Origin of the sequence: Spirulina sp. CS-785/01 (assembly GCF_028330525.1) — a bacterium.
In the GTDB taxonomy this organism is placed as follows: domain Bacteria; phylum Cyanobacteriota; class Cyanobacteriia; order Cyanobacteriales; family Spirulinaceae; genus JAQMSD01.
In genome coordinates this window covers 1-16,913 of sequence record NZ_JAQMSD010000229.1, presented here as the reverse complement: position 1 = coordinate 16,913, position 16,913 = coordinate 1, and the positions used below count along the sequence as shown (strand labels likewise).

Here is a 16,913-nt window from a genome sequence, read left to right as displayed (position 1 = left end):
GCGACCAAATCGTTAGATTGGATTAAACGGAGTGCCACTTTTGTGGGCATTCTCTTCTCGCTGTCTACTTACTTTTAAATGCTTCCGAGCATATCGCTGTCTAGCTTTGTGATAATTGTTGGACTGTGGCTTTTTGCCTTTACGGTATTTGTTGGATTTTCTGCGGTTGAGTTGATTAAGATGTTCTTCTGTCTTTCTATAGTATTGAGGGGCTACCTCTGTATTCCCTTGGCTATCCGCTATCTTGAAACCCAGTATTTTTGGTCAGAAAGGATAAGCAATAGGGAAGGAGAAAACCCAAAACAAACAGCCAACACCGAATCTAATCTAAAATCCCTTTACCTTTCTCTGCAAACTCATTAACTGTCGCCTCGGAGTGGGAGTTTTGGGTGAGGGCTTGGAGTTGGGGGAGGGGGAGGGTGAGGTGGTATGCTCCGGCTTGGAGAGACTTGAAGGCTTCTTCAGGAGATTTGATGCTGGCGGCCAAAATCTTGGTATTGCTGTCTTGGAGAATGTCGGCCATATCGGCCACTAGGCGAATACCATCACCGAGTAAACGGGTGGCCCGGTTGACATAAGCAATGGCATATTTGGCCCCTGCTTCCTTGGCGACAGCAGCTTGGGCCGGGCTATAAATGGCTGTAACTGCACAAGGAATATCTGGGGAAAGGTGGGCGACGGTTTGAAACCCGTTGGAGGTGGCGGGAATTTTTAATACCAGTTTTTCGCCAATGATCTCTTTGGCTTTACGGGCTTCTGTCACCATGCCTTGAAAGTCTGAGGTGGTCAGTTGATAATATAATTCCCTTGGACAAATTTTCGCTAGTTTGCTGAGGGTATCGGCGGGGGAGAGGGGACTTTTGGCTAATAGGGTGGGGTTGGTGGTGATGCCTGTCACCCAACCCCATGTAATTGCAATTTTTGCGTCTTCGAGTTGTGCAGAGTCCAAATAAAGTGCCATGACCGATGATTGCAAGCTGTTGGTTTAGCTTACCAAGGATTGGCCGAAAATGTCTCTCGGATAATAATATGGCGATCGCGGTCTAAATGAATCTGTCCACACCGTTGTAATTTTCCCAATAAGCGCGTAATGGTGACACGGGTGGTCCCAATGGCATTGGCAAGGGTTTGATGAGTCAAACGCACCGATAAACGAGTCCCTGTTTCGGTGGGTTGGCCAATTTCTTCTTTTAAGAGGGCTAGGAGTTGATTTAAGCGGTCTTCTACCCGTCTTTGACCTGCTATAGCTAACATGGCTTCGCTTTGCCGCAGACGATGAGAGACGCTACTCAGCATACTTTGGGCTAAGGAGGGGGATTTCTCAATTTCTCTCAGAAAAAACCACCGTAAATACACCTCCGAGAGGGCTTTCGCTTCGTAAACTTCTAAATTACTCAACCATTGGCCAAAATAGCTCGACGGTAGCACCCAACCCAGCATAACTTCTTCGCCGCTTGCGTGGGTCGTGCTAAGTTGAACTAATCCCCGATACACTTGCCACACCCCTTGAGTCTCAAGGGGAATGGTGTCCCCACGGTGATACAAATGAAGTCTTCGTCCCTCATGGGGGTCCCCATGTGGCATTGGAGAAGGCGGCTGAGAGGTGAGTAGCATAGAATTTTAGAAGGGACTGTCAGCAGTAATTTGTTTTTCAGCCTAGAGGAGTTAGGTAAACATTGGGTAAAGAGGGCAATAACGTTATTTTATGGTGGTGATGAGTCATGGTTTTTCTGGGGAAAAACACAAAAATAGCGAGCCGTTTGCTCGCTAAATTAATTAAAGGCCATTTGTCCATCCGTTTGAAACGGATGGCTTTTTGACTGATTTTTCTGTAAGTATTTAGTCGGAGCGCGTTTTCCCTGCGGGGACGCGACTTTTGCTAGATGTATGGTGTTTCAAGACTGGACAGAAGACTGATCTTGTGGGCTTTCTGAGGATACTTTACCATTGACTTCCTCATGGACTTGAGAGGACTTTTCCTCCGTCTGAGAAGTGTCTTGTTTTTCGTTTAGGGTTGGGTGAGATTGACTAGCGAGATTACGCTCTATGATAATCTTGCGTAATTCCATTTGGGTTTCGGGGTAGAGGAATTTCTTTTGTAAAGGTTGCCAGTCTTGCCACTTTTGAAAGCGAACTTCTTGCAATTTTTGCAAGAAAACGGGTAATTCTTCCTCAAGTTCAAAGTCCAAGTCACTGACGAGAAATTCACTCAAGACAAAACTATCTTGAATCTCGCCTAAGAGACTCTGGATTTGTTTGATATCTTGAATATATTGGTCGTAGTTGTCCCCATAAAATTGCGAAAATAGTTCCATTTGATAGCGGGTGCGTTTCGCTTCTTTCCGCAAGTCATGGAGGTGTGCGGCTTGCTCGTCCAGAATATTGTACACGGTGGGCGGGTCAGGGGTTTCAAAGATAAATCCGGTGTTGGCGTTTTGTTTAACCCCCACAAACCAGCCGGGATGGAGGAGGAATTCACTTAACTGCGGTAATAATAAGTCGGGTAAAACAAGATCAATGTCTAGGGCAGCGATGGCATGATGGGTGGGTTGCTCTAACCAAGTATTGAACCCGTCGGTCATTTTTTGATAGGTTTTCCCCGTTAAGGTTTTACTGACTTTTTTAAAGGCTTTTTTCCGTTTCTTCTGGAGGTCTTTCAGTGCCTTTTTAACCGCTTTCTGCTCGTCTTTGGGGAGTTGGGGGAGATATTGTTGCTCAATGGTTTCTTGCATCACATCGAGGTCTCGCAGTTCCCCCAATTTGCGGGCAATTTTAGCGACTTTTTTCTCTTGGGCGGGTTTGGGGAGGTCTAAGGCGGGCGCAAACCCGGCAATGGCGGTTCTTAAACGACGCATTCCTACCCGCATTTGGTGGAGTTCTTCGGGGTCTTCTCCAGCTAGGACTCCCGATTCATGTTTTAACATTTTTTTGTAATGTTTTGCGATCGCAAGATAAGCCCAATCGCCAAAGGTATTATTTTCTAAATTGGATAATTGTCCCATATCACCCCCCTGAATAACAACAAATGTAATGTAATGTAAGGACTTTCATTATAACTAACCCTTCTGAAAGTGACTCCCCCCCCTAGGGGACTGTTGGGAGAGGGAGGGGCGTCGGGAGCGTCAAAACGTAAAATTCAGTAAAAAACTTCCCATTCTTAACAGGAATCCCTATTATGATTGCGTAGTAAGCCGTCGCAAGGTGTGAAACACAATGCAAATCAAAAAACTGAGTTTATGGATCGTGGCTTTATCGGTTTTCTTGGGTGCGATCGCCACTGAAACCGGAATTGCAGCCCCCACCCAAACCGTAGAACTCGCTCAACGCAACCAAAACCGTGAACCCAGAATGCGGGGAGTCGTCAAAAGTGTCGTGGGAACACAAGTCTTAGTCGAATTAGACCGAGGAGAAGACCGTTATATGTGGGTGGGAGTCTCTCAGTCTCAACTGGGATCCCTCAACCTCATGGGAGGCACTCCCGTTTATGTCGAAGGGAACAAAATTGTCGGATTAGCCCCCAGAATCGCCAGCGCACCCAGTTCTTCTAACTTCAGCAGTCGGGTTCAAGCTCTCTGGGCCGAATACGAACGCTCCATCGAAGAACCCCGCAACCCCACCGTTTCTCTCCCTCGTCGTTCCAGTCAACCCACGAACGTCCCCTCAGAAACCCCCTCCCCATCCAACGAACCTGTCCCCATCCCCGGACTTTGGTAACACCCACCCACTAGACTCTCAGTTTCCCATCCAACCTCTCCTCAAAGGTGGTGTACAGCGTCGAGACTGTACACCACCTTTGTCATTTCCCAAGAACGCACAGGCAATCCTGCTCCATTTCAACCGAGAGATCATACAATAGAAAATACAGTTAGGAAGTCTATTACCCACTTACTCTTTCTTAACTTTATGTCCACTCGCCAAGACCCAGAACCTGCCCCCAAACCTACCGGGAACATCGCCACAAGGGATTTTTCTAGTTTAATTCCCCGGCCTGGTTGGTGGAGAGGGTCTGCCATATCATAAACTTCATGATTTGTCAAATTTAGTCATGAAGTCAACCGGACTAACGACCGTAAGGCAAACGTTACGCTCAACGATTCGCCCTGTTTTCTAATTAAAATTCTTGCGATCGCGCTCTATCCATTCAGCGCCAATCACATCTCCCTTCTTTTCAGTCTCCGTTTTCACCGTAATGGATAACCATAACTAACCCAATAAATCTTCTACCAACATAAACGCTAAACAAGCGGCGATGGGGTTCATATCTTGGCTAAATCAAGGGGTCTTGTGAGGATTTCAATTACCTAATCTTATTGTATGAATACCAGTCAGCTACTCGATTTTGATCAACTATTAAAGCGATTTCAAGCTGGAGAACGGGACTTTTCAAACCTGCAACTCCGTCACCCCCAGTTTGCCCAAACTTGCCTCAACCAAATTAACTTGAAGCAAGCCCAACTCACCCAAGCCAACTTTCACCAAGCCCAACTCATCCGCGCCAATTTGAGCCGTAGCCACCTCTTTCAAGCTAACTTTAGCAAAGCCCTACTCATCGAAACCAATTTAGCCCAAGCACGACTCATTGAACCCCTCCTAACCGAAGCCCATTTAAGCGGTGCAATGCTCGGCGGCGCAATCATTACCCAAGGAAATCTCAACGAGGCCAATTTAGTTGGGGCCAACTTAGTCCAAACCCAACTCCTCAACCACACAAAACTCAAATCCGCCAATCTGATGGAAGCGAAACTCACCTACGCTCTCCTTCCCCAGAGTAATCTAACTCGCGCTAACCTGACTCGCGCCGTCTTAACCCAAGCCGATCTCTGTCAAGCCACCCTACAAGAAGCCCAGTTAACCTGTGCTTATCTACAAGGGGCGAATTTACGAGGGGCCAACTTAAAAGGAGCAAATTTAAGTTTTGCCCATTTAGCCAAAGCGGATTTAACCGGAGCTAACTTACAAGAGGCCAATTTAGAAGGGGCGAATTTATCCCGCGCCACGCTAATTTCGGCCAATTTACGCCAAGCGCGACTGAATCACACCGACTTGAATCATGGGGATTTACAACAGGCCAACTTAATGGGGGCGGATTTAGTCGGGGCTAATTTACTAAGTGCTAAGTTGTGTTACAGCAACTTACAACAGGCGAATTTAACCCAAGCCGGATTGCTGTTTACTCGGTTACAGGGGGCCAACTTACGCCAAGCCATTCTGAAGCAAACCAATTTAATTGGGTCAAATCTCAGTTTAGCGGATTTGTCGAATACAAACACCGAACAAGCCATTCTCCCCAATGTTGAAGAAAGATAAAGGAAAACCATTGCCTATCGGGAGCTTCGGGGGGCTGCCTGGGGCAACGGAGAACAGGTTCACCCCCCCAATCTGCCCAATTCATCCAGTTGGATCAAGTCAGTTGTAAACCTTTTCGGTAGAATAAAAGAGTAGGAAATTAACAGTCTTCTGGACTGGCGTAATCCAATCATTTTCACAGTCGGCTAGCGGACAGCAGGGGAGTCATCCCTTGTCAGTCATAGCTTTTTCCATAATTAACTCCAGACTAGCGGGTGTCCCCCTAGTAGAATTGGGAGTTCATCAATTCGAGTCTCGGAAAGAGTCTCGGACAAAAAACCAGTCTAAGAAAAAGCCACAAAAATCTCCCGTTCTGTTTTAATGGGAAAGGGCCAAAAGATCGACTGGACCGTCTTTCGCATGGAGTAAATTGATAATAATGAACAAAGTGGGTATTCATCTGGTTGTAGATGCGTGGCAAGCACCGAGCGAGTTACTCAATGATCCTGAACGCATTCGCCGTGCTTTGGTTGACGCGATTGATTCTGGAGAAGCCACGTTAATTGATCTTTGCGTCCACCAGTTTAGTCCCCACGGTGTTACTGCAACTGCAACACTTGCTGAGTCTCATATTGCGATTCATACCTGGCCAGAATATGGCTATTTCGCAGCAGATCTATTTTTCTGTGGTCGCGGTAAACCTGGAGAGGCCATGAAGGTTCTACAACAAGCATTACAAGCTCAACAGGTGCAAATGCGTGAAATTGAGCGTGGCATTCCCGATGGGAGTCCGAGTCGCGCCATTTCCTCCTCTCAAACTAATTCTTCTAAGAGTACATCATCTAAGAGTACATTATCTAAGAGTACATCATCTAAGAGTACATCATCTAAGAGTACATTATCTAATAGTACATCATCTCCCTTAGAAACCAGTTCTGAGTCAGGATATCGCACTACTGCACCCCTGAGCTATTAAGTTCACAAAAATTCACTTAACATCTCGATTGGAATCCACGGGATTTTAATCCGTGGAGAGTTCAATGGAATTCGACATACTGCAACCCCCAAAACAAAGCCGCAATTGTACCGGAGACGTTAATGTCTCCGGTGTGTATTTTTTGGGGAATGTCGGAGAGGGGAATGAGGACCACTTCGATGTCTTCGGTGAGATCAAGGGTTTGGGGTTGGGTTGGTTCTACATCTCGCGCTAGAAAAAGATGAATTTTGCTAGTATCTTTGACGGGACTATGAAAGAAGGTGGTGAGTTTTTCCCAATGGGGGGAAGTGTAGCCTGTTTCTTCGGCTAATTCTCGTTTAGCTGCGCTTTCTCCGTCTTCTTGCTGGGGGTTAAATGCTCCGGCAGGGAGTTCGAGGAAGATGTCTTGCACACCATGACGGTATTGTCGCACAAAGACAACCTTGCGATCGCAAGTAATCGGCAAAATATAAACAATCTCAGGCCGAACATGGACAAAATAATCATCAATCACCGTCCCATCCGGCAACTCCACCGTATCCCGTCGTACCCGACACCAACGATGATCAACAATAAACTGCGAATCCAACAGTTGCCATTTTTTCAGTTGACTCATGAAATAATTCAAGTTATTAGGAAATCCGGATGATTCTGCTTAATAAAAAATAGGGAGCGAGACGCTCCCACTCCTGAATCGTATCATCTTTGGAGTGTGGGCATCTTGCCCACTATTGATCGTGATTAACCGGATGTCATCTAACTCCTCTCCAACTGTCGGACAGCAGTTAACGCCGAATAACTCACCCCGGCGGTCCCCTCTCCGGGGTGGGTAGAGTCCCCCACTAACCAAAGATTCTCCAACGGGGTGCGAGTGCCAAACCCAAACGGTCCAAAAGTCAATACCCGTTGGCCAACTCCCCCCACATACCCCATTTCCCGTGCCGTAAACCGCGCAAAAGTGCGAGGAGTCGCCGATTCTTGGTGAACAATGGTGTCCGGGGTCAGATTAAAGTAAGATTGGAGATGAGAAAGGGCAGTTTGTTCATAGTCTCCCTTCCGTTGCTCATACTCCTCCCTAGTCCCTTGCCACCAAGGCCGCGGATCAACAAACGCCGAAGCAGTAATCGTGGCCTTCCCCTCTGGTGCGCGGCCATCTCCCGGTTGACTCACCGACACAAACAACGAATTCTTTTCACCAATTTCCCCCTCATAATGATAGAGAAATTGTAAATGGAGGGGACAATCAGTGGGAATCGCATCCCGTGTTACCCCTAAATAAAGCACAAAAGCCCCTTGGGGGGCAGGTAATTTATCAATACGATACTGATATCCCTCACTGCCTAAAAAAGAGGTAGGAGGCAGAAACCGCGACGGGAGAGGGGTGGGGGTTGTGGGAAAATCGACTAATTTGCGTAAATTCTGCACCGTGACATTGGCCACAATATGATCTGCTGCTTCAGTCCACACTTTCCCCGTTTTTTGCTCCCGTATCGTCACCCCCGTCACCCGTTTCCCCTCTCCATGGACTTGTTCTACGGTATGCCGTAAGCGCAATTTGCCCTTATACTTGCGTAAGGCTTTCACTAATTTATTGCTCAAAACCTGCATACTCCCCTCTAAATGATAAATCCCTTGGGGAGACTGAGACACCCCTAACGCCGTTGCAGCGTACAATAAAGCCGTTTCTTCTCCTCGCACCTGGGAATATAATTTAAGCTGCATATCCAAAAATGTCCGCAGTCTCAAATCATCGGCTAATCCGAGAAGACGTAATAAATCTCCGACGGTTAAGAAGGCAAAGGGTAGGGTTAACAGGGTATCGGGACGCACAGCCTTTAATAATTGTCCCATATCCCATAAACTACGAGGGGGTAAGATGGGATCACGACCTTGAAACCGCCAACTAATCTCAAATAACCGCTCCATTAATCCCCAAAACCGTTCACTCCCCGGAAACTGTCGCAAACGCTCCTCTCGCCATTGTTGCGGGTTTCGCCAAACGTTGATCGGTTCGCTTTCATGGGGTAAAAAGACGGCGCAAGCGGGGTTACAAGGGGTTGCGGCAGGCATTTCAACCCCTAATTGCTGAAAGATGCGCTGGTGAATCCCTCCCGATTCTAACCCAGCCACTTGGGTTGCTCCCACATCAAAGGTAAATCCCTGTCGTTTAAAGGTTGAAGCGCATCCCCCTGGTACATAAGCCTGTTCTACGACTAACACATCATACCCTTGCTGGGCTAACAAGGCACTGGCGGTGAGTCCGCCAATTCCTGCACCGACGACAACGACACGGGAGGAGGAGGGTAGGGGAGACTCGGACATGAGGGTTAGGGGCTTTTGTAAACTTTTTTATAGTTTAGCAAAAAAGACTTGACAAAAGTGAGAAAACTGCATCTTCTCGCTCACTCGGTAACAGATGCGGGGATGGACTCCCCCTCCCAACAACCAAAGTTTTGTCTGTTTTTGGGTAATGAAATTACCTTTTTCTCTAGAGTCAGGGAAAAGTAGTTAACTTTTTCCCTCAAAGTCGTTAACTTTATATATTGACAAAATTAACAAAGTATGTAGTAAAGGGGTTTAAGTTAAAACTAAGGGGATAAGTTAACCCTAAATCAGTTAAATTCAGTGATTTCCACAGCTAGCGAAATTGCTTATGCTATAGGAGCGACTAGAAGAAGTATTGCATCTGTTGAAAAGGAATTAAAACTTTTTGATCCTCCTGTAATACGACTTCATAGTCACACCTAGGGAAGCGAATTCCCTGAGCAACTAAGAGAGCGGGTAGCCGTCCGGCCTAGTGTCGGGCGGTATCTTTTAGTAGTTATCAATAATCAGCATCCCAAGGCAGATGGCAGATGTTGGAGAAAGGGTAAATTTAACCTAAACAGAAGGTCAGAAACTAATCACAGCAAGGCTTTTAGCCAACTTTCAGCGATTTGATTTTTAGTTTCACCGAGAGTAACCAGTAACCAGTAACCAGTAACCAGTAAACAGTAAACAGTAACCAGTTGTTACCCCCCATCTCCCCCATCTCCCCTATCTCCCCATCTCCCCTAAAGGAGAGGGTTGAATGCCAAGGGAAACGCGCTCTTTTCCTACTTCGCGCATTGCGCTGAGGGTTTGCATTACTTTTTCGTAAGAGACTTGGGGATCAGCGACCAAGAAGACTGTCCCTTCTGGGTTAATCTGTAAATAAGTGGCAATTCCGTTTAAGAGTGCGTCTTGGCTGTAGGTTTGTTGATTGATTTGTAATGTCTCTTGCTCGGTTAATCGGACCATGAGAGAGGTTTCTGGGAGGTCTGGGGTGGGGGAGTCGGTGGTTTGCGGTTGGGGGAGTTCAACGTCGAGGGTGTCTGACTGGGGGGTGAGGGTCATGGATACCATGACAAAAAAGGCTAAAACGGCTACCATGACGTTTAACATGGGGATTAAGTCCATTTTTGGCATGGGAGAGCTTTGGTTTTGGTGTCTAAAACGCATTTTATGGCAGTAATCTGTAATCAGGATTATTGAATGGCTAGGGAGACACGATTGCCGCCGATTTCGCCCATTTTCTGCAAGAGTTGATATACGTCTTGATAGGCTAAGGTTTTATCGGCTTTGACAATGATTTCGCCTTGTTGATTGTTTTGTAAAAACTGCTGTATTTCTTGTAAGACTTGTTGCTCTGAGAGGAGTTGATTTTGCACGAGAAAGTCTTGCTGCTCTGTAATGGCAATGACCAGTTTTTCCGGTTGTGTTGCTGCTACCTGTTCTCCTTCTCCTGCTCTCCCGACTTGAGGTAGAATGACTCCTTCTTCCCGTTGTCCGGTCAGAGACATGGATAAAATAATAAAGAAGGTGAGGACTGACATTAAGACATCTAACATCGGGACTAGGTTGACTTCGGGTAATTCTGAGTTGTTGGATTGACTTCTGAATTCCATGTTGTTTAGGGTGGTGGTTTATGTTGCGATCTTCCCTTCCTTCCGACGCCTCTACTATTCTAGGGGCCAATCCACCGTCAAGACATCCCCCTAACCCCCTCTTGACTAAGGAAAAAGGGGAAAGTTCCGAGGGAGCCTTGAGGTTAATGTTTGAAGGGGTGAGTATTGCGCGATCTATCCCTATTCTAAACTCTCATTGTAGAGTGTAGAGTGCATTGGCGAGGGAAAAACGTCCCAGTCTGTAGCTAGGGAGGAGAAACTGGTTTTTTTTATACCACTGAACTATTTTGCAATTAAATCTGGAGAGAAACCCGGTTTCTTAGCTTGAGTAAGTAGGGGAGAGAAACCGGGTTTCTTTATACCACTGAACTATTCTGCAATTAAATCTGGAGAGAAACCCGGTTTCTTAGCTTTTACTAGGGTTTTGAAAGTAAAGTAAAACATTCAAAAAAACACAGAAAAGCCAGTTCTACTCAACACACCGTTATCTTGTTGTTGAATTATTGGGAGTTTCCTGTTTTTGACTCTCATTAACTTTTTCCGCACAAGCGATTTTAATCCAATCTTGGCGATTAATATTTTGTCTTTGGCACTCCGCATCAATATTCCGCAATAACTCTAAAGGTAAAGCGATATTAACTTGTTGTTTGGCTTGAAATTGACCTGTAAAATGCTCAGAAACATCTTCCCCACAAGAGGCGTTTTGAGCAATTTCTTCAATGTCTTGAATGTTTTTAGATTTTTGGTTCATCTACATTATGCCGCACTCTCTCTTAATCTAACTGCTGGTCTATCTGTATGAGTTGGTAAACGGAAATAACTCATGGGTAAAGTGACCAGCGCAACTGTATTCCCCAGCATATCAAAAAATTCAACACTGTACCCGGTTTCTAGTTCAGGAACTTGATGCACTTCAACCACTGTGCCAATATCTCCTTTGTATAAATCGTCTTCTGGGATATCTCGTAATAAAATTACCTCTGAGTATAAAGGAAAATTTTTCATTTTATCCTCCAATCTTTTAATAAAGTTTGTTACTCATTTCTCAATAGCAAAAGAACACAGCTATGATTGTATCACATCGTCTTCGATGTTAGCATGGCCAATTTACTCCCCATAACCCCCACCCCCTGGAGTCTCAACCAAAAAACAATCTCCCGCATTCATCTCCACCATCGCAGTCCCTCCTAACTCCTCAACCGTCCCATCCTTACGCAAAACCCAGTTGTTCCCGGTTAACCCTGCTTTACCCCCCTGTAACCCAAAAGGAGAAACCACCCGACGACCGGATAAAATAGAAGCAGTCATCGGTTCTAAAAACCTTACCTTACGAATTACTCCATTTCCCCCTTGAAACTGACCCTTTCCACCACTATTCTCCCGGACTCCAAACTGGTCTAAAATGACCGGAAAACGCCACTCTAACACCTCTGGGTCAGTTAAACGGGAATTGGTCATGTGAGTATGAACCGCATCCGTCCCATAATAATCCTGTCCTGCACCAGACCCCCCACAAATTGTCTCATAATATTGATAATTTTCATTCCCAAACGTAAAATTATTCATCGTGCCTTGAGATGCGGCCATCACTCCCAATGCACCGTATAAACAATCGGTAATCAGTTGGGAAGTCTCCACATTCCCCGCAACCACCGCAGCAGGATAACTGGGGTTTAATAAACACCCTTCCGGAATAATAATATTGAGGGGGTTAAGACATCCTGCATTGAGAGGAATATCATCATCAACGAGGGTACGAAACACATAGAGAACCGCAGCTTTACAAATAGCGGCAGGAGCATTAAAATTATTACTGAGTTGGGGAGATGTGCCTGTGAAATCAATGGTCGCGCTACGAGTTTCTGGGTTAATAGTAATTTCAACTGTAATCTGTTCTCCGGTGTCTAATTGACAAGTGAAAGACCCATCTTTGAGTAAATGAATGACCCGTCGCACTGATTCTTCTGCATTCGCTTGGATATGTTCCATATAAGCGTTTACCACATCCAAACTATACTGATCAACCAGTTTAGATAGTTCTTGGACTCCCTTATTATTGGCGGCAATTTGCGCTTGTAAATCGGCGATATTTTGGGTTACATTACGAACCGGATACTGGCCCGCATTCAGTATATTTAATAATGCCTGTTCTTGGAACACTCCTTGAGAAACTAAGCAAAGATTATCTAGTAAAATCCCCTCTTCTTCCACCGTCGTACTTTGGGGAGGCATTGACCCCGGTGTAATGCCACCAATATCGGCATGATGTCCCCGTGATGCGACGTAAAAGAGGGGGGAGTTAGAGTTAATGAAAACGGGAGTAATAACGGTGACATCGGGGAGATGTGTCCCCCCATTGTAGGGGTTATTTAATACATAAACATCTCCGGGTTGAAACAGGGACTTTTTATCTGTAATTAAACATTGTACACTCTCACTCATTGATCCCAAATGGACGGGGATATGGGGAGCATTGGCCACCAGTTGTCCAGCTTGGTCAAAGATAGCACAGGAGAAGTCTAAACGCTCTTTAATATTGACTGAATAACTGGTATTTTGTAGCGTTGTTCCCATTTGTTCGGCAATGGAACGGAATAGGTTGTTAAAGATTTCTAGGAGGACGGGATCGGGTGTTTGATCCCCCCTAACTTCCCTTAATAAGGGGGGAAAAGAGTTTTTTTGCTTTTCTTCTATTCCCTGTTCCCTGTTCCCTTGCCTTGAGCGAAGCCGAAAGGCTATTCCCTGTTCCCTTAATAACTGATTACTGTTAACTGATAACTGATCACTGACTTGTTCTCTTACCAAAATTAAATGATTCCGAGGACTAATTTCCCCTTGCCATCCCAACTCAATAATATTTGTCCCTGTCGCTTCAATAATTATTGCAGGACTGTCTATTTTATCCCCCGGTTGTAGGTGTTCTCGACGATAAACAGGGGCGGTGTGCCATGTTTTTGCTGTGTATAACGGGACTTGGGCAACGGGTTGGGGGGATTGATCATTTTGCCGTTGTACCTCGTCTTCTGGAGGGGTTTGTGTGGGGCAAATTAACTCTATGCTGAGGGTTTCTACGATTAACGGTTTCTCTGGGAGGATGAACCCGTAACGCTGTTGGTGGATGTTTTCAAAACTCTCGCGCATCTCTGCAACTGTGCCGTAGGGAACGGGAATTGCGGAGTCTGTTCCTTGGTATTTTAAATAGAGGGTGCGACTGGTGGTAATGTCTTTAAGGTTGGGAGGGTTTTGCTGTTGGAGTTCTTCGTTTGCATCGGCAATTAACTCCTCTAACTCCCCGTCCACTGGTGCTAAAATCGCCTCACTGAGGGGCATTTCTGCGGACTTTTCCCGTAAAATGCGAATATCGGCTAACCCAATCCCATAGGCCGATAAAACCCCTGCATAGGGATGGAGGAAAACCCGTTTCATTCCTAACGCATCGGCAATTAAACAAGCGTGTTGGCCCCCTGCTCCCCCAAAACAGCAAAGGGTGTATTCTGAGACATCATAGCCCCGTTGGAGGGAGATTTTTTTGATGGCATTGGCCATTTTTTCAATGGCAATGGCCAAAAATCCACTAGCAATGTCCTCTGGACTCCTCCCATCTCCAATTTCTGCGGCCAACTGATTAAATTTTTCTTGAACAATTTCCCCATTCAAGGGTTGATCTGCATTGGGTCCAAATACCTTGGGGAAAAAGTCTGGTTGTAACTTCCCTACCCTCACATTACAATCCGTCACGGTTAGCGGCCCCCCTCTCCCGTAGGATGCGGGCCCAGGGTTGGCCCCGGCAGATTCTGGGCCCACCCGATACCGGGACCCATCATACTGGACGATGGACCCACCCCCCGCAGCAACGGTATGGATGGACATCATGGGAACACGCAAACGGACTCCGGCAATTTCGGTTTCTAGACTGCGTTCGTATTCTCCGGCATAATGGGTGACATCGGTGGATGTTCCCCCCATGTCAAAGCCAATAATTTTCTCAAATCCGGCAATTTCGCTGGTTTTCACTGCACCAACTATTCCCCCTGCGGGGCCGGATAAAATACTGTCTTTTCCTTGAAAAAAGGTTGCGTCGGCCAGTCCTCCGTTAGACTGCATAAACATGAGTTGGGTGTTGTTTAGTTGGCTGGCGATTTGCTCGACGTAACGGCGTAGAATGGGGGAGAGGTAGGCATCTACGACGGTGGTATCTCCCCGACTGACTATTTTCATGAGGGGACTGACTTGGGAGGAGATGGATATTTGCGTAAAACCGATGTCTTGGGCAATTTGTTCGATCTGTTTTTCGTGGTGGGGGTAACGGTATCCGTGCATTAACACAATGGCACAACTACGAATTCCTTGCTGATAGGCGGTTTCGAGGTCTTGGCGGAGTTTGTTTTGATCTAAGGGTATGATAGTATTGCCTTGAGCATCGAGTCGTTCTTGGGCTTCTATTACCCGTTGGTAGAGCATTTCGGGTAGATTAATTTCACGGGCAAAAATATCGGGTCGGTTTTGATAGCCTATTTGCAACGCATCTTTAAATCCTTGGGTGATGACTAATACGGTTGCGTCTCCTTTGCGTTCGAGTAGTGCATTGGTGGCCACGGTTGTCCCCATTTTGACGACTGCGATCTGTTCGGTGGGAATGGGGTCATTTTTCTCTAATCCTAGAATATCCCGAATGCCTTGGATGGGTGCGTCTTGATACTGTTCGGGGTTTTCGGAGAGGACTTTGTGAATTTTAATCTCTCCTTGGGGGGATTGGGCGACAATATCGGTAAATGTGCCACCGCGATCGATCCAGAATTGCCACCGTTTTGCTGTACTCATATGAAATCTGGTTAATGGGTAAAATTAGGCTGCGACAGCATCATACCACCAGTGAAACGCCGTAACCCGACGCACTTCGGGGGTTCTATTAAAAGACGACAAGGGTGGGATATGATCTCCTCTAGGGTATCTTATTCCTAGGCTTGGTTGGCATCTTGGTTAAAGGCCCTATTGGAATGGGAGTTGGGAGAGGTGACTCTCCTTTCGACCCCCCTCAAAACCCTAGTGAAAGCTAAGAAACCGGGTTTCTATCGGGGTTGAATTGTGAATCCGTCTAATGGGGAAAGAAACCCGGTTTCTCCTCCCTCAAAACCCTAGTGAAAGCTAAGAAACCGGGTTTCTATCGGGGTTGAATTGTGAATCCGTCTAATGGGGAAAGAAACCCGGTTTCTCCTCCTGTGAGAAAAATAGTGCGAGTCGCCTAACGGCGACACAATCAAAGGGCAAAAAGGCAAGAGGGCAAGAGAGCAAAAGGGCTAAAAAGTCATGGGCAGCAACCGCACCACACGCAGCCCGATGATATCGTAACTATAGGCGGGATAGAAGTCGTCACGGTAAGCGGAACGGCAATCCCTCGGAAAGTCGAGCCAAGAACCGCCCCGTGCTATTTTTCTACTACCATCGTTAAGTAGTTGTTTCAAATTTTCTGAAGGGTTTTGATAACGATTATCCCTTGTATTAATTCGCTCATCCCACACAGTCCCATCCCTGGGCGCACCTTGATAATTATTATGCCAAGGGTCTAAACACCATTCCCAGACATTCCCGTGCATATGGTACAACCCCAACCCGTTAGTATAGGGAAAATAATCAACTGGAGTCGTTTCTTTTCGATACACCCCTTTGGGTTCATCCGCAAAAGTGAACGTTGCTCTGTAATTCGCCAACTCACCCGTAATTGTCTCACCACAATGAAACGGGGTTTCTGTCCCCGCACGACAGGCATATTCCCACTCTGCTTCACTGGCCAATCTGTATTCTTTTCCAGTCAGCTTGCTTAATCTGGCACAAAATTCTACTGCATCATACCAAGACACCTTCTCCACGGGTCGATTATTCCCTTTGAAGCGAGAGGGAGCAGGGTTTAAGTCTCGTTGGATTTTCCCAACTTGGGTTACGACTGCTCGCCATTGTGCTTGCGTGATAGGCGTTTTGCCCATAAAAAAGGATTGCACAGTGACTCGATGTTGGGGATGTTCGCTGCTGCTTCCTTCGCCATCTGGCGATCCCATCTGAAATTGTCCCTCTGGTATCTGCACCATATCGAGAACTGCATTTTTGCCTAAGTCTTCTGGGTAATATTGTGCCTGTCTCTGAAGACTCTCTTTTTGTAAACGTTTAACTGTTGTTCCACCTAGACCTAAGAAACCCCCTTCTTTTTTGTTAATTACTTTGACTTGGACAGTCTCAAATTGAAACGTTTTTAGGGTTACTGTCTTTGTTTTGGGTTGAGGGGTGACTTGAGGAATATTTACTGGTTTCTTGGGTTGTGACGCAGATGCTTGTGGTGTAGGTGCAGGTTGTGGAGGAGAAGCAACAGACTGAGAATTTATGGCTTTTAACACCGCTTTTACTGACTGATACCGCTTTCTAGGTTTTGTTTCCACTAACTGGTCTAAAATTCCCCCTAACTTATTACTCACCCCATTCCCATTCAAAAAATCTCGCCACACCCATTCTGCCTCCATCACATCATACAAATCAAAGGGACTCACCTGAGTTAACAAATGCAGACAAGTCACCCCCAAACTATACAAGTCACTGATAAACTTCGCTTTGCCGACATTTTGTTCTGGGGAGCAATATTCTGCTGAACCGATTTGTGTTCCGGTTACACTACGTTGTAAGGGTTGAACGGACTTTGCTGCCCCAAAGTCCACTAAAACTAGCTTTTTATCACTATT

13 protein-coding genes and 2 pseudogenes are annotated in these 16,913 nt (G+C 46.1%); 3 read left to right on the top strand and 12 right to left on the bottom strand.

Going from position 1 to position 16,913, the window contains the following annotated elements; all coding sequences use genetic code 11:
• The 4 genes and pseudogenes from PN462_RS23585 to PN462_RS14940 all read right to left on the bottom strand — a co-directional run.
• A pseudogene (locus PN462_RS23585) lies at nt 1-255 on the bottom strand (RNA-guided endonuclease TnpB family protein); the annotation flags it as partial.
• A 67-nt stretch (nt 256-322) separates the two neighbouring features.
• Complete coding sequence (locus PN462_RS14950) at nt 323-961, bottom strand: transaldolase family protein (protein WP_272129370.1); 639 nt, start codon at nt 959-961, stop codon at nt 323-325.
• 29 nt (nt 962-990) lie between these two features.
• Complete coding sequence (locus tag PN462_RS14945; RefSeq protein WP_272129368.1) at nt 991-1,614, bottom strand: Crp/Fnr family transcriptional regulator; 624 nt, start codon at nt 1,612-1,614, stop codon at nt 991-993.
• 281 nt (nt 1,615-1,895) lie between these two features.
• On the bottom strand, nt 1,896-3,002 hold the full coding sequence (locus PN462_RS14940) for a CHAD domain-containing protein (RefSeq protein WP_272129367.1): 1,107 nt from the start codon (nt 3,000-3,002) through the stop codon (nt 1,896-1,898).
• Nucleotides 3,003-3,213: 211 nt separating this feature from the next.
• Between PN462_RS14940 and PN462_RS14935 the strand changes: the two genes are divergently transcribed.
• The 3 genes and pseudogenes from PN462_RS14935 to speD all read left to right on the top strand — a co-directional run.
• Nucleotides 3,214-3,714 carry a hypothetical protein gene (locus PN462_RS14935; RefSeq protein ID WP_272129365.1) on the top strand — a complete coding sequence of 167 codons (501 nt, stop codon included), beginning with the start codon at nt 3,214-3,216 and terminating at the stop codon, nt 3,712-3,714.
• A gap of 600 nt (nt 3,715-4,314) precedes the next feature.
• Nucleotides 4,315-5,307 carry a pentapeptide repeat-containing protein gene (locus tag PN462_RS14930; protein WP_272129363.1) on the top strand — a complete coding sequence of 331 codons (993 nt, stop codon included), beginning with the start codon at nt 4,315-4,317 and terminating at the stop codon, nt 5,305-5,307.
• A 418-nt stretch (nt 5,308-5,725) separates the two neighbouring features.
• Nucleotides 5,726-6,067 (top strand): annotated as a pseudogene (gene speD / locus PN462_RS23580) (adenosylmethionine decarboxylase); the annotation flags it as partial.
• A gap of 256 nt (nt 6,068-6,323) precedes the next feature.
• On the opposite strand, the gene PN462_RS14920 reads toward speD, so the two are convergent.
• From PN462_RS14920 to PN462_RS14885, 8 genes are all read right to left on the bottom strand, one after another.
• Nucleotides 6,324-6,878, bottom strand: coding sequence for an NUDIX hydrolase (locus tag PN462_RS14920; RefSeq protein ID WP_272129359.1), 555 nt, complete (start codon nt 6,876-6,878; stop codon nt 6,324-6,326).
• A gap of 140 nt (nt 6,879-7,018) precedes the next feature.
• Complete coding sequence (crtD, locus tag PN462_RS14915) at nt 7,019-8,584, bottom strand: C-3',4' desaturase CrtD (RefSeq protein WP_272129358.1); 1,566 nt, start codon at nt 8,582-8,584, stop codon at nt 7,019-7,021.
• Nucleotides 8,585-9,298: 714 nt separating this feature from the next.
• Nucleotides 9,299-9,709, bottom strand: a complete 411-nt coding sequence (locus PN462_RS14910) for an ExbD/TolR family protein (protein ID WP_272129356.1) — start codon at nt 9,707-9,709, stop codon at nt 9,299-9,301.
• A 59-nt stretch (nt 9,710-9,768) separates the two neighbouring features.
• Nucleotides 9,769-10,188 (bottom strand): ExbD/TolR family protein, encoded by a 420-nt coding sequence (locus tag PN462_RS14905; RefSeq protein WP_272129354.1) that lies wholly within the window; start codon nt 10,186-10,188, stop codon nt 9,769-9,771.
• Nucleotides 10,189-10,672: 484 nt separating this feature from the next.
• Nucleotides 10,673-10,939 (bottom strand): hypothetical protein, encoded by a 267-nt coding sequence (locus tag PN462_RS14900; RefSeq protein ID WP_272129352.1) that lies wholly within the window; start codon nt 10,937-10,939, stop codon nt 10,673-10,675.
• Between the two features lie 5 nt (nt 10,940-10,944).
• Complete coding sequence (locus tag PN462_RS14895; RefSeq protein WP_272129349.1) at nt 10,945-11,193, bottom strand: DUF4926 domain-containing protein; 249 nt, start codon at nt 11,191-11,193, stop codon at nt 10,945-10,947.
• 102 nt (nt 11,194-11,295) lie between these two features.
• Entirely contained in the window at nt 11,296-15,009 is a 3,714-nt protein-coding gene (locus tag PN462_RS14890; protein ID WP_272129347.1) for a hydantoinase B/oxoprolinase family protein, read from the bottom strand.
• Nucleotides 15,010-15,485: 476 nt separating this feature from the next.
• A partial coding sequence (locus tag PN462_RS14885) for a bifunctional serine/threonine-protein kinase/formylglycine-generating enzyme family protein (RefSeq protein ID WP_272129345.1) occupies nt 15,486-16,913 on the bottom strand: 1,428 nt, incomplete at its 5' end.

What these genes read in the sequence shown, in the direction of transcription:
- PN462_RS14905 (WP_272129354.1), bottom strand. Translation starts at nt 10,188, where the DNA reads ATGGAATTCAGAAGTCAATCCAACAACTCAGAATTACCCGAAGTCAAC.
- PN462_RS14910 (WP_272129356.1), bottom strand. Translation starts at nt 9,709, where the DNA reads ATGCCAAAAATGGACTTAATCCCCATGTTAAACGTCATGGTAGCCGTT.
- PN462_RS14895 (WP_272129349.1), bottom strand. Translation starts at nt 11,193, where the DNA reads ATGAAAAATTTTCCTTTATACTCAGAGGTAATTTTATTACGAGATATC.
- PN462_RS14945 (WP_272129368.1), bottom strand. Translation starts at nt 1,614, where the DNA reads ATGCTACTCACCTCTCAGCCGCCTTCTCCAATGCCACATGGGGACCCC.
- PN462_RS14940 (WP_272129367.1), bottom strand. Translation starts at nt 3,002, where the DNA reads ATGGGACAATTATCCAATTTAGAAAATAATACCTTTGGCGATTGGGCT.
- PN462_RS14920 (WP_272129359.1), bottom strand. Translation starts at nt 6,878, where the DNA reads ATGAGTCAACTGAAAAAATGGCAACTGTTGGATTCGCAGTTTATTGTT.
- PN462_RS14950 (WP_272129370.1), bottom strand. Translation starts at nt 961, where the DNA reads ATGGCACTTTATTTGGACTCTGCACAACTCGAAGACGCAAAAATTGCA.
- PN462_RS14935 (WP_272129365.1), top strand. Translation starts at nt 3,214, where the DNA reads ATGCAAATCAAAAAACTGAGTTTATGGATCGTGGCTTTATCGGTTTTC.
- crtD (WP_272129358.1), bottom strand. Translation starts at nt 8,584, where the DNA reads ATGTCCGAGTCTCCCCTACCCTCCTCCTCCCGTGTCGTTGTCGTCGGT.
- PN462_RS14890 (WP_272129347.1), bottom strand. Translation starts at nt 15,009, where the DNA reads ATGAGTACAGCAAAACGGTGGCAATTCTGGATCGATCGCGGTGGCACA.
- PN462_RS14900 (WP_272129352.1), bottom strand. Translation starts at nt 10,939, where the DNA reads ATGAACCAAAAATCTAAAAACATTCAAGACATTGAAGAAATTGCTCAA.
- PN462_RS14930 (WP_272129363.1), top strand. Translation starts at nt 4,315, where the DNA reads ATGAATACCAGTCAGCTACTCGATTTTGATCAACTATTAAAGCGATTT.